The 25,526-nt window shown below is 66.0% G+C and carries 16 protein-coding genes and 1 pseudogene; 6 read left to right on the forward strand and 11 right to left on the reverse strand.

Annotation, left to right across the window (positions count from 1 at the left end):
• Nucleotides 1-159 (forward strand): non-reducing end alpha-L-arabinofuranosidase family hydrolase (locus AB0C12_RS42910; protein ID WP_360557038.1); only part of this gene is annotated, 159 nt, incomplete at its 5' end.
• 24 nt (nucleotides 160-183) lie between these two features.
• Here the strand turns inward: AB0C12_RS42910 and AB0C12_RS42915 are convergent.
• Both AB0C12_RS42915 and AB0C12_RS42920 read right to left on the reverse strand, forming a co-directional pair.
• Complete coding sequence (locus AB0C12_RS42915; protein WP_360556873.1) at nucleotides 184-972, reverse strand: aminoglycoside phosphotransferase family protein; 789 nt, start codon at nucleotides 970-972, stop codon at nucleotides 184-186.
• 42 nt (nucleotides 973-1,014) lie between these two features.
• A complete protein-coding gene (locus AB0C12_RS42920; protein WP_360556875.1) occupies nucleotides 1,015-1,761 on the reverse strand; it encodes a hypothetical protein in 747 nt (248 codons plus the stop codon).
• 101 nt (nucleotides 1,762-1,862) lie between these two features.
• Between AB0C12_RS42920 and AB0C12_RS42925 the strand changes: the two genes are divergently transcribed.
• Both AB0C12_RS42925 and AB0C12_RS42930 read left to right on the forward strand, forming a co-directional pair.
• Nucleotides 1,863-3,650 carry a prolyl oligopeptidase family serine peptidase gene (locus AB0C12_RS42925; RefSeq protein WP_360557039.1) on the forward strand — a complete coding sequence of 596 codons (1,788 nt, stop codon included), beginning with the start codon at nucleotides 1,863-1,865 and terminating at the stop codon, nucleotides 3,648-3,650.
• A gap of 365 nt (nucleotides 3,651-4,015) precedes the next feature.
• The gene (locus AB0C12_RS42930) at nucleotides 4,016-8,329 is read left to right on the forward strand and encodes a CHAT domain-containing protein (RefSeq protein ID WP_360556877.1); all 4,314 of its coding nucleotides are present in this window, start codon (nucleotides 4,016-4,018) and stop codon (nucleotides 8,327-8,329) included.
• Between the two features lie 429 nt (nucleotides 8,330-8,758).
• On the opposite strand, the gene AB0C12_RS42935 is transcribed toward AB0C12_RS42930, so the two are convergent.
• From AB0C12_RS42935 to AB0C12_RS42945, 3 genes and pseudogenes are all read right to left on the reverse strand, one after another.
• Nucleotides 8,759-9,232, reverse strand: coding sequence for a hypothetical protein (locus AB0C12_RS42935; protein ID WP_360556879.1), 474 nt, complete (start codon nucleotides 9,230-9,232; stop codon nucleotides 8,759-8,761).
• A 9-nt stretch (nucleotides 9,233-9,241) separates the two neighbouring features.
• Nucleotides 9,242-9,598 (reverse strand): annotated as a pseudogene (locus AB0C12_RS42940) (transposase family protein); the annotation flags it as partial.
• On the reverse strand, nucleotides 9,567-9,803 hold the full coding sequence (locus tag AB0C12_RS42945; protein WP_360556881.1) for a hypothetical protein: 237 nt from the start codon (nucleotides 9,801-9,803) through the stop codon (nucleotides 9,567-9,569). The pseudogene AB0C12_RS42940 and the gene AB0C12_RS42945, both read right to left, overlap by 32 nt.
• Nucleotides 9,804-10,073: 270 nt before the next feature.
• Here AB0C12_RS42945 and AB0C12_RS42950 point away from each other — a divergent pair, with 270 nt between their 5' ends.
• The 3 genes from AB0C12_RS42950 (at nucleotide 10,074) to fxsT (ending at nucleotide 14,209) form a co-directional block, all read left to right on the forward strand.
• Nucleotides 10,074-10,340, forward strand: coding sequence for a DUF1775 domain-containing protein (locus tag AB0C12_RS42950; RefSeq protein ID WP_360556883.1), 267 nt, complete (start codon nucleotides 10,074-10,076; stop codon nucleotides 10,338-10,340).
• A 419-nt stretch (nucleotides 10,341-10,759) separates the two neighbouring features.
• Nucleotides 10,760-11,647 carry a DUF2520 domain-containing protein gene (locus tag AB0C12_RS42955; protein WP_360556884.1) on the forward strand — a complete coding sequence of 296 codons (888 nt, stop codon included), beginning with the start codon at nucleotides 10,760-10,762 and terminating at the stop codon, nucleotides 11,645-11,647.
• A gap of 150 nt (nucleotides 11,648-11,797) precedes the next feature.
• Entirely contained in the window at nucleotides 11,798-14,209 is a 2,412-nt protein-coding gene (gene fxsT / locus AB0C12_RS42960) for an FxSxx-COOH system tetratricopeptide repeat protein (RefSeq protein WP_360556886.1), read from the forward strand.
• A gap of 128 nt (nucleotides 14,210-14,337) precedes the next feature.
• Here the strand turns inward: fxsT and AB0C12_RS42965 are convergent, their stop codons facing one another.
• From AB0C12_RS42965 to AB0C12_RS42990, 6 genes are all read right to left on the reverse strand, one after another.
• Nucleotides 14,338-15,255, reverse strand: coding sequence for a hypothetical protein (locus tag AB0C12_RS42965; protein WP_360556887.1), 918 nt, complete (start codon nucleotides 15,253-15,255; stop codon nucleotides 14,338-14,340).
• A gap of 316 nt (nucleotides 15,256-15,571) precedes the next feature.
• Entirely contained in the window at nucleotides 15,572-17,071 is a 1,500-nt protein-coding gene (locus AB0C12_RS42970; RefSeq protein WP_360556888.1) for a hypothetical protein, read from the reverse strand.
• Between the two features lie 4 nt (nucleotides 17,072-17,075).
• On the reverse strand, nucleotides 17,076-19,751 hold the full coding sequence (locus AB0C12_RS42975) for a hypothetical protein (RefSeq protein ID WP_360556890.1): 2,676 nt from the start codon (nucleotides 19,749-19,751) through the stop codon (nucleotides 17,076-17,078).
• An 11-nt stretch (nucleotides 19,752-19,762) separates the two neighbouring features.
• Nucleotides 19,763-20,449 (reverse strand): hypothetical protein, encoded by a 687-nt coding sequence (locus AB0C12_RS42980; protein WP_360556892.1) that lies wholly within the window; start codon nucleotides 20,447-20,449, stop codon nucleotides 19,763-19,765.
• A 300-nt stretch (nucleotides 20,450-20,749) separates the two neighbouring features.
• A complete protein-coding gene (locus AB0C12_RS42985) occupies nucleotides 20,750-23,362 on the reverse strand; it encodes a DEAD/DEAH box helicase family protein (protein WP_360556894.1) in 2,613 nt (870 codons plus the stop codon).
• Complete coding sequence (locus tag AB0C12_RS42990; RefSeq protein WP_360556896.1) at nucleotides 23,359-25,497, reverse strand: DNA methyltransferase; 2,139 nt, start codon at nucleotides 25,495-25,497, stop codon at nucleotides 23,359-23,361. Before AB0C12_RS42990 ends, AB0C12_RS42985 begins: the two co-directional genes overlap by 4 nt.
• Nucleotides 25,498-25,526 lie beyond the last annotated feature (29 nt).

A 25,526-nucleotide genomic window follows, 5' to 3' on the forward strand; every position in this document is an offset into this window, starting at 1 on the left:
GACATCAGCCACGGAGACCTGGTCCGCACCAACCCGGACCAGACCAAGACCGTCGACCCCTGCAACCTGCAACTGCTCTACCAGGGCAAGGACCCCAACGCCGGCGGCGACTACAACAACCTGCCGTGGCGCCCGGGCGTGCTCACCCTGCGGCGATAAGGCTGTGACCCGGCGGGCTCGGCATCACGCCGAGCCCGCCGAGGGCCGCCAGAAGGTGTCGGGCAGGGTCTCGACGTCGGTCGCGGAGCGTTCGAGAAGTTCCGCGATGGGCAGCAGCGCGATCGACGCCGGATCCCCGGCGCCGGCCATGCTGCGGATCACCCCGGCCTGCCGCCGGGCCCGCTCCGGCACCACAGCACCGAACGCGAGCCGATCGCCGTCATACCCGTACGCGTCAAGCAGAAGATGGAGCCGCCGCGACCGCTCCCGAAGGTCCGGGCCGCTCAAGCCGGCGCCGTCGCGCGGCGACGCGAGCGGCACCCAGGTGAGCGCGGAGAACGCCAGGTCCCACTCCCGCGACGACGGGCCGGCGATGTCCCAGTCACAGAAGCCGACGAGCCGGTCGCCGTCGACCACCGCGTTGTAGGGAGCCGCGTCCTGGTGCCCGACGACGAGACCGGGACCCATCGCGCCACCGATGAACCAGCACTCTTCCGCCGGCGCCGTGAAGCCGGCGGTCAGGTCATGCAGCCCGCGCAGCCACCGGCCGACCTGGGCCAGCATCGAATCGGCCGACGTCCAGGCCGGCGATGGCTCCCGGTCACCGATCGTCTCGCCCGGCAGAAAGGTGAGCACCTCCCGGCCCTGGTCGTCAAAGCCGAGCGCGCGCGGAGCGCCGGCAAAACCGGCATCTTCCAGATGCCGCAACACAGCATGCACGGTCGCCGTCCACGGTGAGGCCCGCTTGTGGACAAACCCGTCGATGAGTACGGCACCAGTGGTGTTACCGCCGGCCAGGGTCTCTTCGCGCATCTACCGTGTGTATCGGGCCCGGCAAGATTGTGATACCGAGTTTCAGTCGCCCAGCGGGTACGCCGCGTAGTAGCCGAGCATGTTCGTGGCCACCATGAACATGGCGAACAGCAGCGCGGAAACCGTGACGGCGACCGCGGAACGGCCACGGATCCAGCCCGCGACGACGAGACCCACGCCCCACGGCAGCGAGTAGGTCAGGGTGGCGATCTGGGCCAGGCCGGTGATGTCGCCGGCTTCGTCGGCTGCGTTCCACAGCTGCGGCAGCAGGCCGAGCACCGCCACGCCGGCGCCGACAAGCATGGGCCGGGCCGGGACGAGGCTGCGCCACCCGTCGACGGGCTCGCGCCACACCAGGCCTGCGGCCGACACGGTGGCGGCGGCCGCGGCCAGCGCCGCGGCGGCCGCGCAGGTGATGTGCGTCGCGGTGAGGCTGCCCGATCCGCCGAAGCCCTTGATGGCGAACCAGGCCCGGATGGCGATCAGCCCGATGCCGGCCAGCTGCGCGGCCACGACGGCGGCGAGCAGCGCCGCGGCGCGCGCCCACCGGTGATGGGCCATGACCGTCACACCGGCGACTGCCAGTGCGAGCAGCAACGGCCAGGTCGCCGCCGGGTAGTCCAACCGGCGGGCCGGACCGTCGGGTGTCAGCACGTGATCAGTCGCTACCACCGCGCCGGCGATGACCACGGCGCACACCAGGATGAACGCGCCACCGACCGCGGCGGTCACCGGCCGCCGCGCCTGCGTGCCGGTCGTCAGGGACTCGTCGGTGCTCAGGTCGCTCACCGGTGATCAACGCTGCCACGACCAACTGGACGTGGTCGGGCAGTCAGGCGACCCGCGAGCGCTACTCTGCCTCGGTGGCTCACCCTCCGCTCACCGCCGAGATGGTGGTCGACGGCCGTGTGCCACGCACGGTGACGCTGTCGCCCGACGGCAGATGGGTCGCGTACGTGGTCGCGCCGGTCGGGCGGGCCGGTGACCACCCGATCGGCCAGCTCTGGGTGGCGGCGGCCGACGGCAGCGAGCCGCCACGCCGGCTGACGTCGGGGGAGAGCAACGACGCGGCACCGCGGTGGGCCGCGAACTCGCTGCTGATCTACTTTCTCTCCGACCGGGCTGAGCGCGGCACGACGCAGGTGTGCCGGGTCGGGCTGTCCGACGGAGTCGTGCAGACGGTCACGTCGTGGCCGGGCGGAGTGACGGCCCACCTTCCGCTGACCGATCCGGACCTGATCGTGGTGATCGCGGCCCCGGCCGAGGACGGGCCCGACCGGCTGCGGCTGCTCGACGTCCGCAGTGGGCAGATCCGGACACCCGCTGCGTTCGGCGATCGCCATGTCGTCGAGGTGGTCCAGCGGCCCGGCGACGGCATGCTGGCCGTGCTCACCTGGTCGACTCCCGACGTGGACCCGGGTCTGATCGAGCCGGCCCTGCACCTGCTCGACCCGGTCGGCGGCACGGTGCGGGATCTGGGTCCGGCCGCCGCGGACGCGTCGTCGCTGGTCTGGTGGTCCGCCGAGGACGGCTGGCACCTGGCGTACCTGGCGAAGACCCCGCCTTTGCTGGTGGGCGGGCAAGCGGTTCTGGAGGTCGCCGTACCGGTGGGCGAGCACCGCAGCGTGACCGCCGGCACCACCGTCTGCCCGATCGGCCTGGTCCAGGTGGACACCGGTCCGCCGCTGGTGTTGGTCGCCGACGGCCTCGACACGGCGATCCACCGGCTGGATCCGGCCGGCCACCACCTCGTCGAGGTCTCCCGGATCAAGGGCCACGCAACATCACTGACCACGAGCCGGAACGGCGAAACCGTTGCGGCGGTGGTCAGCACGTCCTACGAGCCGGCCGACGTGCACGCCGGACCGGTCGGTGGGCCACTGACCCGGCTGACCAACCTCCGCCCCGAGCTGGAAAACGTCCGGTGGGGCGTTCAGCAACGCTTGTCGTACAAGGCATCCGACGGCCTGGACCTCGACGGCCTGCTGATCCTGCCGCCCGGCCGATCCGGGCCCTTCCCCCTGGTGACGCTGGTCCACGGCGGCCCGTACGCCCGGCACGCCGACCGGCTCCAACTCGGCTGGGACCCGTCCGGCCAATGGCTGGCCACCGCGGGATACGCGGTGTTCCTGCCGAACCCGCGCGGCGGCATGGGCCACGGCCACGACTTCGCGGTCCGGGTCGCCGGGGCGGTCGGGCTGGCGGAGTGGACCGACATCGGCGCCGGCATCGACCGGCTCATCGCCGACGGGGTGGCCGATCCGGACCGGCTGGGGATCGGCGGCTGGAGCCACGGCGGATTCATGGCGGCCTGGGCGGTCGGGCAGACGAACCGGTTCCGGGCCGCCTTGATGGGGGCCGGCATCAGCGATTGGGCCATGCTGGCCGCAACCGGGGAGGAGGGCCGGTTCGAGGCCGCCCTCAGCGGAAGTAACGGCCGCCAGAGCCCGATCTCGTACGCCGGTGAGGTGCGCACGCCGGTCTTGATCCTGCACGGCGAGAACGACACCAACGTTCCGATATCGCAGGCAGAGCTCTTTCACCGGGCGCTGCGGGGGTATGGGGTAGAACACGAGTACGTGGTGTACCCCGGGGAGAAGCACGCGATCCGGGAACGTGGTCACCAGCTTGACGTGCTGCGGCGTACCCGTGCCTGGTTCGACCGGTGGCTTGCCTGACCCCGACGCCGAGCATCCGTCGGAGGCTCGGTTTGCGAAGCAACGTATGTCGGCGCATCGTCCTTGGCCACCGTGCGGACTGAAGCGGAATGCGAACGCCGGCTCTTCGCCGGCCGTCAGCAGCCACAACGCCCGGTGGGGGTGGCGACGCACCACAGTCGACGGCAGGGAATGAGGCGGCTTCGCGGCGTCCGTGCGGCCTCGGTGACCGCCGGTCCCTGTCCGCTGGATGGCGGGGTGAGCGGTCGATGTGGTCATTGACTGCTGTCTCATCGTCCGGGTGATCGGCAGGTGTGGTTATTTACTGGTTCGGCGTGGTTGTAGGAGTGTGGAGCGGTGCGGCCACGATGCGGGGTGGTGGGTGGATGTTGCGGCTTGAGGTGTTGGATTTCGCGGGGCCGACGCGGTGGCGGTGGCGGCTGAGCGACGCTGATGGTGGCCGGTTTCTGGCCGATCATGTGGTGGAGTTGGATGCCCGGGAGTGGCAGTACGAGGCGTTCACCGGCCTGGATGAGTATTTGTTGTGGCATGCGGCGCCGGATCGGCGGTTGGCCAGTGAGGCTCAGCTGACCGCGCAGGTGGGGGCGTGGATCGGGGAGCAGGTGCTGGGCCCGGTCGGGCCGGCGTTGGTGAAGGCTCGCCAGCCGGTGCGGCTGGAGGTGCCGGCCGGGGCGGAGGTGTTGGCCTACCGGCCGTGGGAGCTGGCCGCGGTGAACGGTCGCCCGTTGGCGATGCAGCGGGTCACGGTCGTCATCGATCAGGTCGGTGGTGAGGTGTCCGACAAGCTCGCGGTGGGTGAGCGGCTGCGGATGTTGGCGGTGTTCAGCCTGCCGGAGGATGCGTCGGCGTTGAATCTGCGCCGGGAGCGGTATGCGCTGGCGCAGTTGGTGCAGGAGTTTTCGGCGGCCAATGGCCGGGCGGTGCAGTTGCGGGTGTTGCAGTACGGCGCGACCCGGGCCCGGTTGGAGGATGTGTTGTTGGAGGAGCCGGGCTGGGACGTGCTGCATATTTCTGGGCATGGGCTGCCGGCCGGGTTGTTGTTGGAGGATGATGCCGGCCGCCGGGATTTGATCTCCAGTGCGGACTTGGTGGATCTGCTGGATCTGACCGGGGAGCAGTTGAAGTTGGTCACCTTGTCGACGTGTGAGTCGGCGGCGGTGACCGCGGCGGAGCATCTGCGCCTGCTCGGCCTGCGTCCCCCGGTCGCCGGGAACGGTGCCGACGGGCACGGCGCTGACGGCGTCGCGCCTGGCGACGGCTCGGACCAGTCGGAGGGGTCGTTGCCGGCGGTGGCTACCGAGCTGGTACGCCGGCTGGATTGTGCGGTGCTGGCGATGCGGTTTCCGGTGGTGGATGATTTCGCGATCGCTCTTGCGGGCTCGTTCTATCAGCTGGTGTTGGGTAAGGGGCAGCCGGTGGCTCGGGCGTTGGGGTTGACGATGCCGCGGGTGGTGCGGGATCCGCCGACGGCGGGGGCGCCGGCGTTGTCGGTGACCACGCCGGCGTTGTTCGGTGCGCGGGCTGCTGATCTGAGGTTGGACGCGCCGCCTGGTCAGCCGGTGGTGTTCCAGGCTGAGCAGCAGAAGTTGGCCCGATTCGACCCGCAGCCGCAGCGGTTCGTGGGCCGGGTGGGGCCGATGACGCGGGCTACCGCCGCGCTGGCTCCGCGTAGCGGCCGCAGCGGGGTGTTGTTTCACGGGATGGCGGGGGCGGGCAAGACCGCGTGTGCGTTGGAGTTGGCGTACACCCACGAGGACGGGTTCGCCCGGCTGGTGTGGCATCAGGCTCCGCCGGAGGGCCATGACATCACTGCCGCCCTGACGAACTTCGCACTGGACCTGGAGGCGCAGCTGCCGGGAATCCAGCTGGCGCATCTGGTCGACGACACTGCCGCGCTGGCCGGCTTCCTGCCGACCCTGACCGAGTTCCTGGAACGGCAGCGGGTGTTGCTCGTTTTGGACAACTTGGAGTCGTTGCTGACCGACACCGGCGGTTGGCGCGACCAGCGGTGGCAGCTGCTGATCGATGCGCTCACCGGCCACCGCGGCCTGTCTCGGGTTGTGCTGACCTCTCGCCGCCGGATCGCCTCGCTGCCGGCGGGGGTGTTGGTGGAGCCGGTGCACGCGCTGTCGCTGACCGAGGCGGTGTTGCTGGCCCGGGAATGGCCGCACCTGCGGACCCTGCTCGACGGCGCCAGTCCCGGCCTCGACCTGGGCACGGCCCGGGCGCTGGCCGCCCGCACCCTCGCCGTGGTGCAGGGCCACCCGAAGCTGATCGAGCTGGCCGACGGGCAAGCCGAGGATCCGGCCGCTCTGCTTGCCCGGCTGGAGGAGGCGGATCAGACCTGGCTGGACACCGGCACCCGCCTGGATACCTTCCTGCAGCACCAGGAGGCATCCGCCACCGGCGAGGACTATCTGCGGGTGCTCGACGGCTGGACCCGCGGCACCACCAGCACCCTGCCCGACGGGTCGGCGACCCTGTTCGGGCTGCTGTGCTGCCTGGAACAAGACGACCGCATCGGCCTCGTGGTCGAGGCCAACTGGGCCGACCTGTGGCAGCGGCTGAACAAACCCGGCCCACCCCCCGCCCTGGACGCCGCCCTGGCCCCGCTGCTGGAGCAGGCCCTCGTCGCCGTCGACCGCGACCCGGACACCGGCCAGCCCCTGCGATTCCACCTGCATCCCGGTGTCGCCGAGTCTGGCCGCACCACGGCCGGCCCCGATCTGTCCACCGCAGTCGACACCGAAGTCGCCGCCTACTGGCTGGCCCTCTTGAACGCTGCTCGGGAGCGGGAGGGGGAGGAGCTGGGCTGGCTGGTCCGCCGGGCGGCCCTGGCCGCCGCCCCCTACCTGATCCGGCAACGCAAGTGGCAGCAGGTGCTCTACCCGATCGAGACGCTCCTGTTCCGGGACCAGTCGCTGGGGACCGGGGCGGCGGTGCTCCCATGGCTGGACAAGGTTCGCGAGGGCGGCCGCGGCACCGACGTGGAACTTGAAGCGGGGCGGCTCCACGCTGGAGCCATGGCGTACATCCGCCCCCACGACGCCGCCAAAGAGATGCGTCACCTGCTCGACACCGCGGTCACCCGCCAGGACTTCCCGACGGCCTCGCTGGTCGCTTCGGACCTCCTCAACCACTACCGTAGGCGGGGTCGCTTTGACGAGGCACTCAGCCTTGCCGAGGACAAGAAGGAGTACACCCGTCGAGCCGGATGGGGCCCCTGGACCCAGCTCGGCGACGAGGGGCGGCGGCTGCAGATCCTCAACATGCAGGGAAACGCCGAACAGGTACTTGCCTCGGTGGAACAGCTCCGCCCGGCGATGGCGGCCCTCCCCGAGTCCTCCGATATACCCGAGGCCACAGCCCCCTGGAACGTCCGGGAAGCGATCTTCGACCTCGGCCGGGAGGCGGCACGGCGCCTCGGCCGGTGGGAGCGGGCGCTGGACCTCAATGCCGAACAACTCGCCTCCCTACGGGGGCGGGGGGCCAGCGACGCCGACCAGGCCTTCTCTGCATTCAACGACTACGGGCCGCTGCTGCGGCTGGGCCGCGTCGGTGAGGCCCGGACACTGCTGCAGCGGTGCCGGACGGTCTTCGACGCGGACCACAACGTCACCGTGCTGGGCAAGGTCCTGTCCGCGCTGGCCGACCTAGAGGACGAGCTGGGTCACGGCGGCCCGGCGATCGAGCTGGGCAAGGACGCCCTGCGGCTGGGCTACACCGCCGACGATCCGAACGGTATCCAGGTCAGCCACGCCAACCTTGCGATCTACCTGGACCGGTACGGCGGCGAGCCGCAGCAGGTGTGGGCCCACCGCCTGGCCACTGCAGTGATCGATTATCAGATGGGCGACGGCGATTTAACGCAAGACGTCCGCGCCCTCACCCGACTGCTCACCCGGGACGAGGCGCCGCCCCCGACAGCGTTCGCCGACGTGTGCCGCATCGTCGACCAGGTCGAAGGAGTACATCTGTCCGACCTCGTGGCCCGGCTACCCGCCCGCGCCCCGGACGGACAGGCGGCGATGGACGAGGTGCTCCGCCAGGCGCGCGCCCTAACTTCGGAGGAAGCCTTGGAGGTCCAGCGGCACCTGACCTGGTGGGAACCGGTGATCGCCGCCCTGGTTGCCGCCCATCGCGGTGACTCCGACGCCGCCGCCGTCGCCGAACAGGCCCTCACCACCCGCGGCGAGCAAAGCGACTGGCGGCAGCTGGTCGCGGTGCTGCGCGACATTGCCGCGGGCGACCGCACCCCATCCTTGGACGGGCTTGACCCGATCGACACCGCCGTAGTACGCCGCCTCATGGACGTTCTCGCCGGCACCGTCACCGTCGACCCCGACGCCTGGCACACCCTCACCGACCCCAACGACCAAGACGACGCGATCAACGCGCTCAACGCGCTGATCGAAGCCACGGTTGTCGCCGCCGGCGGCGACCCCGACATGAGCGCCGCGCTGCCACGGGCCCTCGACGCTCTCGCCGCCAACCCGCAAGCGGCGGCGTTCGCCGCGGCGCTACGCCGCATCCTGGCCGGCGAGCGCAGCGCCACCCTGCTCGACGGGCTCGATCCCGATACCGCCGCGGTGGTCACCGCGATTCTGGACCGGCTCAGGCCAGCCGCGGCACCGCCTACCGATCCGCCCACCTCGCCCGCTGCCCCTGAGGATTCATGACGGACCCCGCCGTCACCGACCAGGTCGGCGCCCGGCCCGACGAGCAGGCCGTCACCGTGCTCGCCCTGGTCCTCAACGCCGAGGGGCCACACCGTCGACCCGTTCACCTGGCCACAGACCGAGGGCCCTCCGCGGTCGTCAGTCGTACTCTTGATCAGCTACTGGCGGAGTGGGGAGTGGGGAGTGGGGAGTGAAACTCTCCCGGCTGACGAGCTCGTCTCCCCAGATTTCCCCAGTGGGTCCGGGCATAGAAATCGGGTCCCGTCCCGATGGGACGAAACCCGTTCTGACCTGCCATTTGCTTGGTGGACCATAGTTGGCAGAATAAGAACCGCATTTTTCCTGTTCAGGGCCCATCTGTAGCGGTAGCAGCGGTTCGTCAGCGCGTCGCGTCCGCATCGATTTGAGCGTCCGCCGAATGCGGTCACACTAGGTGACGCTGCCGCTTAACCCCGGCTGGGCTTCGGAGAGTCCCGCCCGGATCGAGGATCTTGGCCAGGACTCGAACCGCTGGGCCCGAACCAACAGGATGCGAAAGGTGATCTGAGCCTGGCCGGTGGTCCACTGCCGGTACAGTCCGCTAGATCGATCAAGCGCTAAAACCCTGAAAGGCCATGGCACCGGCGAGCGCTGGAGCAGGCGTTGCCGGGTGCTTCCGTGGTCCGCGAGCCGGTCCATCAGCTGGGAATTCGGCCGGACTCCGTCCGCCGTCCGGAAGATGGCGTGCTCGATGGTGTCGACGCCAGCGTCCAGTGCACGCTCGATAGCGCTGACGGCGTGGGCGTGGGCGGCGACCGGCACCCCGGAGCGGTGCGCCTCGGCGACCACCGAGCGCAGGTCGCCCACGGTGTACTGGGCCTGCCAGGACCGGCTGCCTGGGGTGATCTCGCCGCCGCTTGCCATGAGCCATTTTCATCCTGCGTAGCGGTTGGCTTCGACGTGGTGCAGAACGAGGATGGCCTGCACGATCGCGGTCGCGCGGCGCGGGCAGCAGCGCACCTTGGCCAGAATTTTCCAGGTCTTGAGCGTGGCGATCGCGCGCTCGCCGCGGGCGCGGATCTTCGCGTGTGCCCGGTTGACCGCCTTCTGGCGGCGGGACAGCTTCGGCCGGAAGCGGCGCCGCTTGAACGGGGTGCGCACGCTGCCACGGGCGCCCTGGTAGCCCTTGTCCGCGAAGGTCATCACGTCGGCGCTGGTTAAGGCGTCGATGATGCCGTGGCTGCGGGCGGCGGTCAGGTCATGCGTCGCGCCGGGCAGAGCGGCCGAGGCCCTGGTACGTCGGGAGGACCGCTCCGCGTTCCTCGATCGGGAGGCGGCCGAGCAGCTGGTCGATCATGGCGCCGCTGCCCGGCGTGTAGAACCAATCGTGGGTGTCGAGGGCGCAAGGGCCGAGCCGCTGAGCCACATGGATGCGCAGCTCGGCTTCGGGGTTAACGACTGGGCCGAGATCGTTCGCCGCAATCAGCTTCTCCACCCACGCGTGCCACTCACGCGGGTTGTTGCAGAGAGTCATCGGCAAAGTAGCGGATCATGACGCGGACGGATCCAATTGACCTCCCCGGGATCGGCGGTGGCAACGCCACCGCCCCGGGAACTCTTTCGCGGAGCGGTGAGTGTGTGGGGGTCGGGGCCGCGGTGATGCTCGGCTTCGGAGGCGTGAGCGTTCGCGCACGTGACGGTCACTCCGGATACAGCTCCGCGGGGTGGCGACGCGACCGCACTGACACCTAGGCGGTGACCGAGATTGTCCAGACGGGCGAGGGTCGGAGCGGGCGTCAAGCCCGGGCAGTTCCAGCAGTTGTGGGTGTCGCTCGACTCGCTGCCGGACGCCGACTTGATCGAGATCAAGGCGCTGCAGGCGTGTTCGAACGGCGAAATCGTCCGCTGGATCGACGACCCGCCCCCGGCCGGCCACGACGAGCCGGACCACCCGGCCCTGATCTTGACCCTGGTGAAGAGCGACGACGGCGACGTCGCGCCGGCCAGTTCGGCCCCGCCGTGGCCGTCCTGACAACCGCGGCCCGGCGCCGTGGCCGCCGCGCCGGTCGCCAAGACCGACAACGGGCCGGCTCTGACCGTGGGCGCCATCGGCCAAACGAGGATGACCGCACGCTACCCGTATCCACGCCACCCCGAGCACTTTGGATGGCTGCCGTCATGTCGGCTGAGGATCTACTGTGTACCTCGGGAAGGGGCCATCCCGAGGAGACGGTGTCCTTCAGCGTGGGCTCCGGATGTCCAGACTCCTCGCCGGTGTAGCGACAGATTGGGATGTCGCCGTTACACTACGCAATATCGCTAGGCAATTTGCCGGAGCGCGGATGCCTCTGGCCAGCGTGGACCGCGCTAGAGCATGGCTCGATCACCAGAAGCACAGAGATCTTCACAGACCAGAAGAAGTAGTGAGTTGAACTTAGGGGACGCACGCTTGTGAAGTCGATACAACAAGGGTCCATCGGAGTGATCGGCGCGGGCCGCCTGGGAACTGCCCTCGGCCAAAAGCTTGTTGCCATGGGAGACAATCTCGTCGGCGTCTCCGCGCGCTCGGAAGCATCTCGCGCCCGAGCAGGGGAGCGCCTGCCTGATGTAAAAATCATGGCACCTGCGGAGATAGCGCGCCAAGCTGACTGTGTAATCCTGGCGGTGCCTGACGACGCTATACGACCAATGGCCGAGAGGCTGGCTGCCGACGGCACGCTGGTTGCAGGGCAATACATTATGCACGTTAGCGGTGCGCACGGGCTAGCATCCTTAGAGCCTGCTTCCGCGCTCGGCGTTATGCCCGTGGCCATGCATCCGGCCATGACCTTTGCGGGCCAGCCTGATGATTTCGAGAAATTCGAGCAGACCCCTTTCGGAATCACGGCGCCGGAACAGTGCCGCCCGGTAGTTGAAGATTTCGTCCGGCATCTGGGTGGCGCTCCGGTATGGATTTCGGATAACAAGCGAACGTTGTACCACGCGGCCATGGTGTTCGGAGCGAATAATCTCATCTCTCTAGTAGCCGGCGCCATGGAAATTGTCGAGCAGGCGGGCGTCGAAAGTCCTGGGGATCTACTCGGACCCATCCTTCGTGCGTCATTGGAAAATACTCTAAAGTTTGGCGACGCGGCATTGACTGGGCCTGTGCGCAGAGGGGATCTTGGCACCGTTCGGGCTCACCTTTCCAGCTTGCAAAGTGATGCGCCTACTCTAGTGGGCCCGTATGCCAGCTTCGGCGCATATACGGCCGACAGGGCGATATCCCATAAGCTTAACGACGAGAAAACAATAGCACTGGTCCTTACTGAACTAGTCAATAGGGGCCCAGCGACGTAATAGGTAAGGCGCGCGGCGACGCAACTTCAGGGCCAAACGCAGGGGATTCGTATGATTCTGAAAAAGCCTAGCCTGTCCATCGCCCGTCAGAAATCGAGAGCGCCGGCCAGACTCGACTTCAGGATCGCAGCAGCCGGAACGCTCTGCGTCGTGGCAGCCATCGTGGCAGGAGGAGTCGAAGCGGCCGGTGTCACTCTACCGGCCGTCAGCTCAGTCGCAAGGCAATTGATACTGGGCGGCTTCGGCATCGTCCTTATCATTCTCAGTGCGATATTTCGTACGCAGGGGAACCAGAAAGAAGAGGTCACGGTGGTGGAGGACAGAATGCCGACTGGAATTCCGCGACCACGACTGACTACGCGGTTCACCGGCCGCGATCGGCTTATTGAAGAGGTGCGCGCGACCCTGACAACCGAACGGCGAATCGCCTTGGCCGGTTTGGGCGGTGTAGGGAAGACCCAACTTGCGCTCGCCTACATGGAAAGATTTCGTACCGAATACAACATCATTTGGTGGGTGCGTGCCGAGGACAGCGCTGTCCTGGGCGAAGACTTCGTGGAACTCGCAGGAGTCTATAACGTCGAACTGGCCGCAGGGCAGCCTCGCGATGAACAGGTAGAGATTGTCAGGCGCTGGCTGGCTAGCCGCACCGGCTGGCTGTTGGTATTCGACAACGTCGAATCGGAAGAAAGTATTCGTGAATATCTTCCTGATTCCAATGAAGGTCACGTCATCGCGACCACGCGCGGGACCTACTGGCGAGACTTCTCAACCTTGATCGTCAATCCATGGTCCCGGGCGGAGTCGGTTGATTTTCTGCGTCCTGGCCGGGGAGAGGAAAACGACGCCAGTGAACTCGCAGGATTCCTCGGAGACCTTCCGCTTGCGCTGGATCAGGCCCGTTCCTACATGGAGGAGACGTCAACCGGGTTCGGCGAGTATCTCTCTCTGCTGAAGCAGAGGACGTCTGAGGTCCTTGCGCTGGGATCAGTGTCGAACTATCCCCGCACGGTGGCTTCCACCTGGCTGATGGCCATGGAGGCTGTTCGCAAGGCGATGCCGGCCGCCCAAGACGTGCTCAACCTGTGTAGCTTCTTTGCGCCGGAGGGCGTTCCCCATGCTCTCCTGCGGACCGAAGTGCCTTCCCTGCCTCGACGCACACGTTCACTCAGCGAGGACCGGCTGGCGTACAACAAAGCCGTCAGCTTGTTGAGCCGATACTCATTGATTCAGGCCTCGCGTGACAGTGTCTCTTTACACAGGCTCGTACAGCTAAGCACCCGTTTGTCCATGACTGAGGGTGACCGCCGACGTTGGGCGTCGATTGCGGTAGGTATGGCACGCTCATTCTTCCCGGCCGAGCCGCACGCCACGCACAGCTGGCCCATGTGCGCTGTCGCCTTACCACACGTGTTGAGCGCCGCCCGCTTCGCAACGGAGCTGCGTGTCGCCTTGCACGAGGCCGCGGTGATTCTCGATCGTTCCGGAACCTACTTGCGGGTTACGGGTAGGTACATCGAAGCCCTCGCCATATTCGAGGAGTTGGTAGGATTGCTACGGCAACCCCACGACTTCGTGACACCGGATCTCGCAGATGTCCTCAACAAGACCGGCACGGTTCTGCGTGCTCGGGGCGAGCTGAGCCAGGCCAAGTTAGTTTTGGAGGAGGCCGTCGCGCTCCAGACGCAGAGCCGGGGCACTTCTCACCCCCGCGTCGCCGTCGCGCTCAATACCCTGGGTACGGTGCTGAGAGGCTTAGGCGAGCTGGAGCAGGCCAAGGAGTGTCACCAGCGAGCCTTGGACATTGAGTCATCAACGCTCGGCGACGAGCATGTGCAGCTCTCCGTCACGCTCAACAATTTGGGCAACGTATCTCGAGGGCTTCGAGACTTTGCGAGTGCCCGTAAATTTCATGAACGAGCCCTTACTATTCGGCAGACCTACCTCGAAGCCGGCCATCCCGACGTTGCGACGTCACTTAATAACCTAGCGAACGCTCTGGCTGATGCTGGTGATCTGCAGGGTGCCCGTGTGTCCTTGACACGAGCACTCAGCTTCGATGAGGACGCTCTAGGACGGTCACATCCCGCTGTTGCGTCCGATCTCATTAACATCGGCGCTGTGGCAGCTGATCTCGGGGACCTCGCTTTAGCGCGCGAGGCGCTCGACAGAGCGCTCGCCGTTAACGAGGTAGCCATGGGCCCAGCCCATCCGGATACCGGGGTGACCTTGAACAACCTCGCGGTGGTTCTGTTTGAACTAGGAGAATTTGACCGGGCGTCGGCGCTTCTGCGCCGCGCTCTAGCAATCAGCGAGCAATCGCTGTCACCCGACCACACCGACGTCGCATCGATCCTAACGAATCTGGCACAACTGGCCGAATCGCTCGGGGAAAGCGACCGCGGGCGTGACTGCCGAGAACGAGCAGCAAGGATTTGGTCAAGCGCTTATCCAGACGCACCAACATCAGGCGACATTCCTCGATGGATCCGGCTCGACAAGGACGTCGCCACCGCCGAAGTTGACATCGAAATTGACCACGCTGGCCCCTCAACGGCCTGACATGCCGCTCGCGTAGCTCGCTGTGGGCCGCTATGTCGATGCCTGGCGCCCAATTACATAGCGGTGTTGTAGTCAACACCCATGCGAGCGGGCCACGCCTCGCTACACACTCCCATGGGCGCTTAGGATCAGCTTGACGCATAGGTGGCGATCGTACGTGCAAATGCTGGAACCCGCGACATATGAAGTCCGAAAAACCGTACAGGAGCCACCGCCTCAACCTCGAGCAGGAGGAGTCCGGGATCGCTTTCTGGATCGATGATGAAATCCATTCGTACTGAGAATGGCGGTGGGGCGTTCGGCTTACGCTGCGCAAGGAAAGCTTCATACGCCTTGCTTGCCGTATCACGTTGCCGTGCAGTCAGTATGTGCGGCCGCGGGTCGGGGTGAAAGGCTCGTTCTTCGTTGCCGGGCGTAATAATCGCGCGTTTGGTAATGGCATGTGATATCTCACCGGCCAACGTCAAAACCCCGAGCTCACGGTGCTCATCAATGGCTTCGATGTACGGCTGTACCAGTGCACCGCTGCCTGCGGCAATAAGCCGTTGAGCATGCGCCACCGCGTCATCGATGCGATCGCGGCCGAACTCGCAGGTACCCATCGCGCCACCCGAAGAGAGTGGCTTGACGACGACAGTGCCACGGACGGAGGCCTGTGCAGGGAAGGCCTGTTCAATCTGTTGCGGTAGGTGTTCTACTTCGAGGATGGTCGTGGGCACAGTGGCGACTCCGGCAGCCGATAGCTTAGATAAGTAGCGCTTATCGCTGCCGATGCGGACGATGTCCGGCGGGTTGAGTAAGCGCTGACCACGTTCCTCGCAGTCAACTAACCAGCGGTCGAACTGACGCCGTTTCTGCCACATGCTCCATGGCGATTGCAGCACCAAGGTGTCGTACACCGACCAGTCGACAGGATTATTGGAGTCCCATGCCAGCATGGACGTTGTGATGCCTGCGCGCTTGAGTTCCGCGGCGAGCAGACCGGAGTCGCCGTCGTACCAGTGGGCCCGGGGCATACGCTCCGATGTGACGAGCGCAATATGCATGCCCCAACAGTAATGCTGCCCGGGCATTCCACCTCCGGAGAAGGACAAGCCGAGATAACCACGCCTCGATCCCGACAGCCCATCTCGGAGCGTCGTCGAACCCATGCCCGGCCAGCCTCGGACAGTGGGCCTACCCATACCTCGATACAGCGATCGTTTGCCGCTTCAGATGCCTGCGTAGCTTCCCCCAACGACTTCGGCGTTTCGGTCAGAACTTCCGTGTCGGCCAGCCGATCGAGCCCGAGGTTCAGTAGCCGCCCCTGGTCATCTCGCTCTGCCTGAGATGGAGGGTACGGACAACGCGGGTGACGAGCGTTTAGGCAGCGTCGTCGAGACGGATTAGCGCTCGGCTGAAGGCAGCCAAGATCCGCTGGTGGGTCTGGCGGGGCAGCGATCGTGATCCTGGTTCGCCCAGGGGTGTACCGGGGCGAGCCGATGCCCTGGCCAGCAGCTCGTCTAGTCCGCCGCGGGCGACCATGAGCAGGCCGTGCGTCGCCCGGGTGCAGGTGACGGCGAGGCGCCCGAAGGCGGAGTTGAACTCGTCGAGCTGCTCCGCTCCAGAGAGCGGGTGGATGGCGACGGTGATCGCGTTGGTCTGGCCTTGCCAGGAGTCGACCGTCGACGCGACGAGAACCCCATCTGGGAGGCCGTACTTCTCGGTCAGGCGCTCGACCATGTCGGTCGCGTCGTCGACGAGTTGGTTACGGGTGGCCAGGACGACGATCAGAGGGTTTCCCTGCGGGGCTGCGGCGTCGGTGCGTACCGCGTCGAGAGGAGCGCCCTGGCCGTCATAGCGGCGGGCGACGGTGCTGAAGCCGCCCTCGAGAAGCGGAGCGAGCAGGTCCTCGACGATCCCCAAGAGCGGCAAATCGACGTCGACCGCCTCAGGGGCAGGTAGACCGTCGACTTCGAGAAGCGTGGGGTTCCCGGTGGCGACGGAGTTCCAGATTGCGGAAGCTGTTCCGGTCAGCGGTGGTAGTTCCACCGAGCGGTCGCCTGGTGCCGCCACGCAGTTAAGCTGATCCCAGTCGCTGTAGAACGCTCGCCACAGCGGAAGCTGTTCGGCGGTGGGACGCCACACGGCTGGGAGATCGACGACGCACGTCGTTTCGCTGTTCTCATAGGCCGTTGGCCACGCCCGATAGGGGTTGTAGCCGATGTCGCCCCGCCACGGGTTCTGGCTGGGGTCGATCGGCGGAAGCTGGCCTACATCACCGACGCCGACGGAGAGGGGAGCCAGCCCCTCGACCGTCGAATAGCGGTGTCGCGGCAGCTGCCATGCCTCGTCGACGAACAGCACGTCGAAGGGACGCTCGCCGTTGGCGGCCTCGCCGAGTTGGTTGAGCAGTCGCTTACGCTCCCCGAAGGCACCGAGCTTGTGCGATGTTCCGAGGATGACCTCGCACGACGTGGGGATGGCGCTGGATGTCGTCGCCACGGAAACGTTGTCGCGCACCTCCTGCGGGACGTCCGCGAGCCGGTCCTGCGCCACGAACAGGCAAACCCGTGCGGCGCCCAGCGCCTTTCCGAGGTCGCCGGCCAGCGGGAAGATCTGCTTGTTGGCGAAGGCCGTGACCGCAACCCGGGTGCAGTGGGGGTGGTCGAGAGCCTCGCGGACCATGCGGACGAGCGCGTAGGACTTTCCGGCGCCCGCGGCGGCACGCAGCAGAATCTTGTCGAAGTCCGCCGAGCCGCTCAGGGCGGCCGTCAGGGCGGAAATGGCACGCTCAGCGGCGTTGAGGTTGCCGTGTGCGGCCTGCTCGTGGTGGATGGCGTTCTGAGCCGATGCGGCGGGAACGGAGAAGGTAGTCGTCACGGCGTCAGTCCAGGTCGTCGAGGGTCAGGCTGTCGGGTACGGGCGTGTCCGAGTTTCCCGTCGATTCGGCGGTCGGCCCGACGTCGAACCGCTCCTCGTCGACCAGCGGCGGCCACACCTCCGGGTTGAGCTCGCCGCGAGCCCGGCGCTGTGCCAGAAGGTCGGACCACTCGGCCTCCGCAACGGTGTGCGGCTTGCAGCACCATCGGTGGTTTTCGGGGTCCGCGGCGTAGGCGGCGGCACTGCAGCCGGCCTTGGGCGCGGATCGGTTGTCCAGGGAGGGCCGCGACACGGCGATCTCGTGATTAGAACGGAAGGCCGTCCCGAACCAGGCGGTGTCGGCCAAGATCACCTCGTCATCCACCGCCACGCTCGGCGTGACCCCTGGCTGCCACAGGAGCCCATCATCCCCCGGGACCTCCGTCAGCAGGCCGAGCGGGAACTGACCGAGCTTGAACGACGTTTTCTGGATCTTGAGAGTCGTCGTAGGGTCTTCGACGAGACTGCGACCGCCGATGTGCAGAGCGACGACCCGTGAACCGTGAACCAAACGCCGCGACCTCACCTCCAGCCGGATGGGATTCACGCTGATCACGGTGGCGAGTGCGATCTCGCGGACGCCGGCGTCGATGGCTTTGTCTCGCGCGACGGACGCGTCGGTCAGACAAGTGAGCTGGTCCAAGCATTTGCGGTCGGCGTCGAGCATCTCGACCTGCGCGTTGCGCCAATTGGGATAGGTCCGGGAGAACCGCACCAGGTCCGACGCCTGCAACGCCAGCCGGCGGCCCCACACCTCCTGCGCGTCGCCTTCGAGGACGCGGTGCACCCCTCGCAGCTGCGACGAGTTGAGGCCGTCGAGGACGGCCAGCGCCCGTTCGACCACCGTGACGCGGTAGTCCAGCGCCTCCTGCACGAGCGCGTCGTACGCCTGCCGCGTTTCGGCTTGGCGCAAGGCACGGTGAATGGCATCCGACGCCTCGTTGGACAGCCGCGCGCCCGGAGTTTCCGAGCGCGTCGCGATGTCGTCGGACACCGCACGGTGATCAAGCGGCTCGGCAGCTGCCGCCCACGTGACGAGGTAGTCCAACCGGCCCGCGTCCAGCGCGGGACCGCCCGGCACGACGTGCGAGGCGAGAACGGACCGTAAGTCGACGAGTGGCGTCCGCAGGCTCATCGCCCGAGCCCGGTCCTCTTCCAGCAGGAAGCTCACCGCGATGCGCTCGTCGTCGGCCAGCGGGTCGGGCAGCGTGGCGGGCTCACCGTCGAAGGTCAGCGCCGGGCGGCCGGAGTCCAGGTCGTGCTGCCAGCGCAGCCGGCTCAACTCGACCCCGGCCAGCGAATCCGCAGCCGTGGCCAGCAGATCAGCAGTCGGCCGGTCGGAGACGACCAGGTGAACCGGACCGAGTCCCGCTTCCAGGACCTCCTTGATGGCACGGCCGAGCAGGCGCATCACGGCCCGCCGCGTCAGCGGAGACTGCGGTTCGGCGAAGACCCGTCGCACCCACGTCCGGGACCCGTTTGCGTCAACGACCTGCAGGGCGATGCCATGCACCCCGAGGGCCGCGGCGTCGGACTTCGCGAGGACGACGTTGACGGTGCCGGGCAGCCCGCACGGGTCCGTGCGTAGCCGACCGGTCCGATGCGGCAGGCCGGTGACGGTGGCGGTGACCTGAGCGACGGTGCTGTGCGGCACGTCGTCGGATCGGTCGTCGCCGGTGACGATGCCCACGACGGCGGGGCGGGTGAGCCGCGCGATGCCGATCTCGGTTAGGAGCGCCAGCGGGTCGTCGTCCGCACGGAGCTCTTGCCGGCAAGCGGTGAACAGGTTGCAGGTGACGCAGCTGTGCGGATCGAAGTCGGCTTCGAGGCCGGCGACGTACGTCGCAAGCTCGTCCTCAGCCGGGGCGTCGTCGCCGAGCTTCGCCTTCACCGCCAGCCGCTCATCGGCGCGGGCGCGCACTTCATCCCGGTGATCGTCGAGCAACTCGACAACCGCCTCGGGTTGTAGGAAGGCGTTGCGCGGCACGGCCAGCGCACCGTACCGATGAACGTGCATCCCGTCGGGCAGCTTGCTCCACGCGGCGGCGGACTCGGCACCGAGAGCGACTTGCAGGAAGCCCTTGAGCATCCGGGAGTCGTCGATACGCGAGCGGACGCGCTCGTAGTCCTTAGCGTCCCCCATGATCAGCCAAGATCCGGACGGCTGGCCGTCGTCGGCCGGACGTGGGCAGACGATCGCGAAGTCTGGCTGGATCGCAGTGGCGCCGGCGACGTTCTCGAGGCTGAGATACGGCACGGCGAGCGCGGTCAGCATGGTTGCCTCGCCAGCGAGCAGGGCTTTCAGATGCGCCTGCGAGAGCTCCGTCGCCGTGATGTCGGTGGCGTTATGGCAGTCGCGCCGGCGTACCGCCCTCGGGCGGGCGATGCCCACCTGCCCAACGGTCTTGGTCAGCAACTCGGCGACGAACCGTTCCGAATGCACAAGCGTCTCGAAGGTCATCGCTCGCACCCAGCGTGCTTCCGGGATGCCGGCGCTGGCGTCAGGGTGGCCGATGTGCTCAGCGAGGGCCTTGCGCGTCTTGCGGGTAATGAACGGATCCGTCAGCCGGAACCGCTCACACCCAGCATGTGCCGACGCGGCTACCGCACTCGTTCCCCCGCCGGACTGCAACCCACCCATGTCCCGCTCCCTTACTTCCTCGCACTCTCCCGTGGTATCGGACGAAGTTCGGGAGACATAACTTCTTCCGACGTCTCAGCGGCGACGCTGCCGTGAAGTTGCCGTGGGAGATCAGCTGGGCCGCCCGTCACTTCTCGTCCTTTTCGCCCGACTACCGCCTCGTCGGTGGCGGTGGCGTTCGACGCCGATGGTCCGCGGCTTTGCGCCGGCTCTCGGCGCTGGTTGAGCCAGGCGGCATGCGCGGTCAGCGTTCCGGCGGTCAGCCGGCGCGGCGGCTTCGGGTGGTGGTCCATCCAGGCGTCGAGGTCCGCGCTCCACCCGACGCGCAGTCCGATTAACGCCGCGGCAACGTTCAACTGCCGGTAGTAGGCGTACCGACCGCCGGTGGATTTGTTCAGCTGGTGCCAGATCGCTTTTTCGATGAAGGCGTTCGGGTCCGGCAGTGTGTCGAGATACGCCGCGAGGTCGTCATCGAGGTCGACCTCGATCTCCACCATCGCGCGACCGTCTTCATCGACGTAGCGGCGCAGGACCCGGACCGATGTGTCGGGTGGCAGGGCACGGGTGGCGGTCGACTTGGCGGTTGCTAGATCGTCCAGCAGCGTGTGCGCGACGGCGGCATCGGCCTCGGCCTGCGCCAGTTGGGCTGCGGCGGCCTCGGTGGCGGCGTTCAGGTGCGTGAAGATCTCTGATGGCATGGGCGGGACCGTACGGCGAGGGTCCGACATGCAGACGCTTTGAATTCGGATGCCGGGACATGAACCGTACGCGGCATCGCAGAATTCGTCCGGTCGACCGAACCCAGACCCTCCGTTGAGAGAGGTGAGCCTCGCCCATCTGGACGCTGAGAGCGCGCTTCTATCAGCCGGTTAGCTGTAACCCGAATCCTCCGGCAAGGTTTCCTCGGCGTATTAAACGATCGGCGCGGCGAAGTAAGAATCAACAAAGCTGGCTGCAGCCGGCACACCGGTCGCGTCGGTGCATACAGGGCGGCGTTCTCAGACGTCACGGTCGTAATCGACTGCGATGTTAGAGAGGTAGTACTCGCTTGGCGAGCTTATGCCTGCCAGGACCGTCTCACGTACGTCTTCGTTCTTCATGTCAAGGATCCGCATGGCGCCGCCGATCTCAGTAAGGGCCTCGATCCGGTGGAACCGGTCACCGAACTTCGCAGCGAACTGCGCAAGCGCCCGAAGCTTCACCTCGGCGTCCGTGAGGTGGTGACCGTGCGGGTCGACGATCGATGCAACAAACTTGCCATCGATCTCGTTGAAGAAAATGAAGTCGGGGTGCATGGAGTGCCAGTTTCCCGCCTTATCGCGATACGCGATACCGAGCGAGTCGAATGCTGCCCGGGACGGATTTCGATACCAGCCGCGCGAGTCGGGTCGCTTGACCTCGGTCATGACGACCGTGCGCTCCCACTCGTTCAGCCCGGTTAGTGGGAACTGCCCGTCTTCGTCCGACATCAGGTGAAGCGGGGCGAGCGGGGCGGCCGCAAGTTGTCCGTCCCCCTGCTCGATCGTGAAGCCCTCGATGCGAGTGCGCGGGGGACGCAATGACCCGATCTGTGGCTCCGTGGCGAGCGCCCGGATGTCCTCATACTCTTGCTGGCGGACGTCCGGCAACCCCTTAATGGCGACGCGATGCTCCGCGAACCACTTGGTAGTCAGTTCGAGCGCGTCCGCGTCGACCTTCTCCCGTACTTCCTGCACAGTGGCCAGCGCGGCGGCGCGCACGTACGCCTCACGCAAGCCGTCGTCGTCGGAGTCCGAGTCGTCCGGGCCTGCGAGGTGGTTGACGTAGGACTGTGCGATGTCAGCGCCGAACGCCTTCTTGGCCGCCTGGAAGCCGGTGCGGATCGCGCGATCGTCGGCTCGCTCCACGAACTCGTTGTAGGACAGCCCAGTCTTGCCGTAACGTCCCGCGATCTCCTTGACGTGAACGTCCCAGACTTCCTGCACGGCGGCGTCCAGTTGCTTGGCGTACTTGATCGCGAAGGCGTCGAGACTTGCGTGGACCTCGTCTTCGCCTTCCTTGAGAGCCCTCGGACGAAGACCGTCAGCCGACAGCGCCTGAGCCAGCGCTACCAAGCGCTTTACAGGTTTGGCACCGCGCTGCGGCAGCGTCTGAGTGGGTAGTTGCTCCCACAAATCCCACACGGCCTTCGGCACGTTCGGGTTTTGGAAGAGCTCCTTGCCGTCGATGACCGCTTTCTTCTCGGTTCCGGGCATCGACTCTAGGTCGCCGGTCAGGTAGCGGACCACCTTGACGGCCGTGGTCCGGTCAAAGAACGGCAGGATGCAGTCGACGGCGTTCAGACGTTCGTCGCCAGGGACGCGGCGTGCGAGTGGGCTGCGGACCATCCGACCGAGCAGCTGTGTGATGTGCGTATTGTCTTTGGCCGGCCTGAACGACACGAGCACCTCTGCGCGCGGGCAGTCCCACCCCGTCGAGATCGCGTCCTTCGCGACAAGAATCCGGACGCGGTCCTCGTCCTGTACGCGTTGCGGCTCGATCCAATCGACCTCCCAGGCCCCGAACCTCTGCGTTGAGTGGTCTCCCAGAACGTGGCGGACCGAGGCCGCAGTGAGGCTTGGGTACTCTTCGAAAATTGTGTCGAGCGCCAGGCCAACGTCGTCGGGATTCGGGGTGTTTGGAGTCTGGAGCACGAGTAGCGGCTTGACCGTCTCGTGGAGACCCTGCGACTGGGTGTAGGCCGCCCAGCGTTCGGTGGACTCCTTAAGCTTTCGCGCGGCGCGCCTGACGAGCACGGAGTCGAAGTTGCCGGCCTCGTCGGGGATATCGAGGACCAGCGTGTCCTTAACGAGGCCGGACTCCTGGACTCGTGACGCGTCCACCTGCACAGGCTTGAGCGCCTGCCGGTTCCTAGTGACCTCTGCTTGCTTCATCGCATCATCGAAGTGCGTAATCGTGGCCGAGATTCCCCACACTACGGGGATCGCTGGGCGCACTTTAGTCCCGTTGACCAGCTTGCGCACAATGGTGGGCTTGTCTGAATTGGTTTTGGTGTTGAACCCACGGTGCGCTTCGTCGAGGACGAGATAAAGCGTCAGGTTGGGATCCTCAATCGTGTTGGCGAGCGTCTCCCAAATCGTCCAGCCCTGGAGGTCCGGCGTGGCCATCTCCTGCAGCCCAGTGATCTGTTGTGCGCCGTTGACGGGCTCAACGTGGCCGCGGGTGAGCTTACTTGACTTGGTGAGCTTCTGGGTGTTAAGGAAGTAGACCTTGCCCGGCTCCAGGCGCGGCTTCGCGAACGGTGGCTCGATGCGCACGAGGTTGGCGTGCGTGAACTTTTCGGACGCGTCCATCAGACGGTTGCGTGTCTGTTCGTTCAGTGCCGGGTCGTCCGAGAACCAAACGACGACGGCACCTGGGTCGGGGTCGAAGTCGAACGCTTCGTTGCCCCAGAAGAGGGCCTCGATGGCGGCGGCGGCCATAACGGTCTTGCCCGCACCAGTCGTAGCGGCGAGAGAGAAAGACGAGGGGACGGGGGCCTCGGATTTTTGGTAGAGCGTGCGAGCAGACGAGAGGTTCCCGAGGACCTCGGCAACGGCATCCGCCTGGTAGTCCTTGAGAGTGAACTTCACAGCGCACCACGTCCGGACTCGATCTCGAAGTTGCGCAGGTACGCCTCATATAGTCGGACCGGCTCGATGTGGCCGGGTAGCTCTTGTGATACGGCCTCAAAAAGACGATCCTCGTCCGTCACGATGTACGCGACTGCGACTCCCTCATTCGCGGCGACGGCATTCAAGAAGTCCTCGGTGTGGTCGAGGTCTACAAGTACGCCGTATGCGTCGGCGACAGCCCAGCCGGTTGTGACGTCTTCGATCCGTCGGCCACGCGAACCGGCGCGAATCCAGAGGAGCGGAGAGATCTTGAAGAACTCGCGGTTGCTCGCAACGCGTAGAGGGGCCTCGTAGGTGAGAGTGAAGAACTCGACGTTCTCACTGAAGCCGCCAGAAATGGGGAATTCGTCAGTAAACTTGTAGTCACCTTTTACCGACTCTCCACCCGGTGTTACACCCGTGATGGCCGCAGCGATCCGGGGTTTCGTGATGTAGTCACAGATACCCCAGTACTCCCACTCCTCGTCGCCTGGACGGAATCCCTTTTTTCGCAAATTTCGTTGTTCGTCTGCGCCGACCTCGTTGTTTGTGACGGCTATCGAGCGTCTACGTCCGCCATCTTGTTTGTTCAGGCGCATGACCGCATGGGTGGTCGTTCCCGAACCTGAGAAGAAGTCCAGAACTACTGCCTGTGGCTTGTCCTTGATGAAGAATCGAAGCGTGTCCTCGACGGCGAATAGGGACTTCGGGAAAGGGAATCGACGCTCGGGGATAAGGCGAGACAGGAGGACGGTCCCACCGGTCTCCGCGTTATGCGAAGCCACGTTCCAGACCCTCTTCGGTATGACTCCCTTGGCGGCGCGATAAGTAGCGATCACTGCACCGTCCGGGTCGTGGCCGCTCACCTCAATGTCGCCATTCCGGATTGCAGTGACGGTGCCACTCGGCAGGTACTGGATCGCTACGTATTTCGTGGCAGGCTTGTAGTTCCGGGCCCTGAGGTACCCGCCGGCCAGGTAGTTACGCGCGGTGTCGGGCGTGATGCCCCATAGACCCTCAGTTCCATTTGGCAGAAGGGGCCACACGGCGAACGTGCCAGGGGGTGCGGTCACCGTGTTGCGGTCAACTTCGTTGGTGATCTCATCGCCGACGGAGTGAATGTGACCAGTACTCTGATCAATGAAGACTGGATAGAACTGCTTGGGACGGGCACCTCGGCGGGCAGTTGGTTCGCGTCGCCGTAGACCGAGCCAGTCGACTTGCTTCCCGACTTTAGCTGAAGCAGAACGCGACTCATCGAGCATGTTAGTCTCGCTGAGCGCGACCTGCTGTGAACCGAGTCGAACGGTGTAAATGTATTCCTCGACTCTGGAAAACTGCCCGAACCGTGCGACGCCCTTGGAGCTAATTACCGTCGTCACCATCTCTATCTCGGCGTCAGGAAAAACCTGCTCAAGCAAGAGGCCTAGGCGCAGGTATTCCTTCTCGTCGATCGTCACGATAAGGGCCGAGTCATCAGGGTCCAACAGCTCTTTCGCCAGAAGTAGCCGTCGCTCCATGAAGGCTAGCCATTTCGAGTGCCGATATAGGTCGTCTCGCTCGACGTAATCGTTGCTGTACTTCCAGTCGCGCGCACCCGAATTGTAGGGTGGATCAATATAGATACAGTCGACTTTGCCGCGATGAGTGAATAGCAGCGTCTGAAGGGCATGGTAGTTCTCGGCGTTGATGACGGCGTGGTAAGGCTTGTCGCCGCCTCGCTCAACCTTGCCGGTCGACACGAGCCCGGGGTAAATGGGATCGCGGAATTCGGCAACGACGACCAAGTCCTCCACGGCGCTGTCCGCGTGTCCGTTTCCGTCGAGCGCCTCGAGAGCCGCGACCGCCGTGCCACCGCTCCGGTCGATTGACGTCACGGTCCATAGCTTGTCGTCAGTAGGCTTCGGCGTTTCACCCCTGGCCGGCAGTGCGCGTACCTTATCGCCCTTGCGGACCCTACGGCCGGGAAGTTCGACGACTTCCGGGACATGGCGCTCGAAGTTCAGGCCGAAAGCCCGCCGGTCTGCGAGCGCCTGCACCTCCCGCTCGATGTCACCTGCAAGGGTCTCGTTCTCAGAGCGGAGCTGGCGGAGGAGATCGTTCAGGCGCGACACGGCGACAGTGTTGCATACAGGTCCGGCAA

This window comes from Actinoplanes sp. NPDC048967, assembly GCF_040649415.1.
Taxonomy (GTDB): domain Bacteria; phylum Actinomycetota; class Actinomycetes; order Mycobacteriales; family Micromonosporaceae; genus Actinoplanes.

Coding starts and splice junctions, on each gene's coding strand:
- AB0C12_RS42915 (WP_360556873.1), bottom strand. CDS start 972: ATGCGCGAAGAGACCCTGGCCGGCGGTAACACCACTGGTGCCGTACTC.
- AB0C12_RS42925 (WP_360557039.1), top strand. CDS start 1,863: ATGGTGGTCGACGGCCGTGTGCCACGCACGGTGACGCTGTCGCCCGAC.
- AB0C12_RS42930 (WP_360556877.1), top strand. CDS start 4,016: ATGTTGCGGCTTGAGGTGTTGGATTTCGCGGGGCCGACGCGGTGGCGG.
- AB0C12_RS42935 (WP_360556879.1), bottom strand. CDS start 9,232: ATGGCAAGCGGCGGCGAGATCACCCCAGGCAGCCGGTCCTGGCAGGCC.
- AB0C12_RS42965 (WP_360556887.1), bottom strand. CDS start 15,255: ATGCATATTGCGCTCGTCACATCGGAGCGTATGCCCCGGGCCCACTGG.
- AB0C12_RS42975 (WP_360556890.1), bottom strand. CDS start 19,751: ATGGGTGGGTTGCAGTCCGGCGGGGGAACGAGTGCGGTAGCCGCGTCG.
- AB0C12_RS42980 (WP_360556892.1), bottom strand. CDS start 20,449: ATGCCATCAGAGATCTTCACGCACCTGAACGCCGCCACCGAGGCCGCC.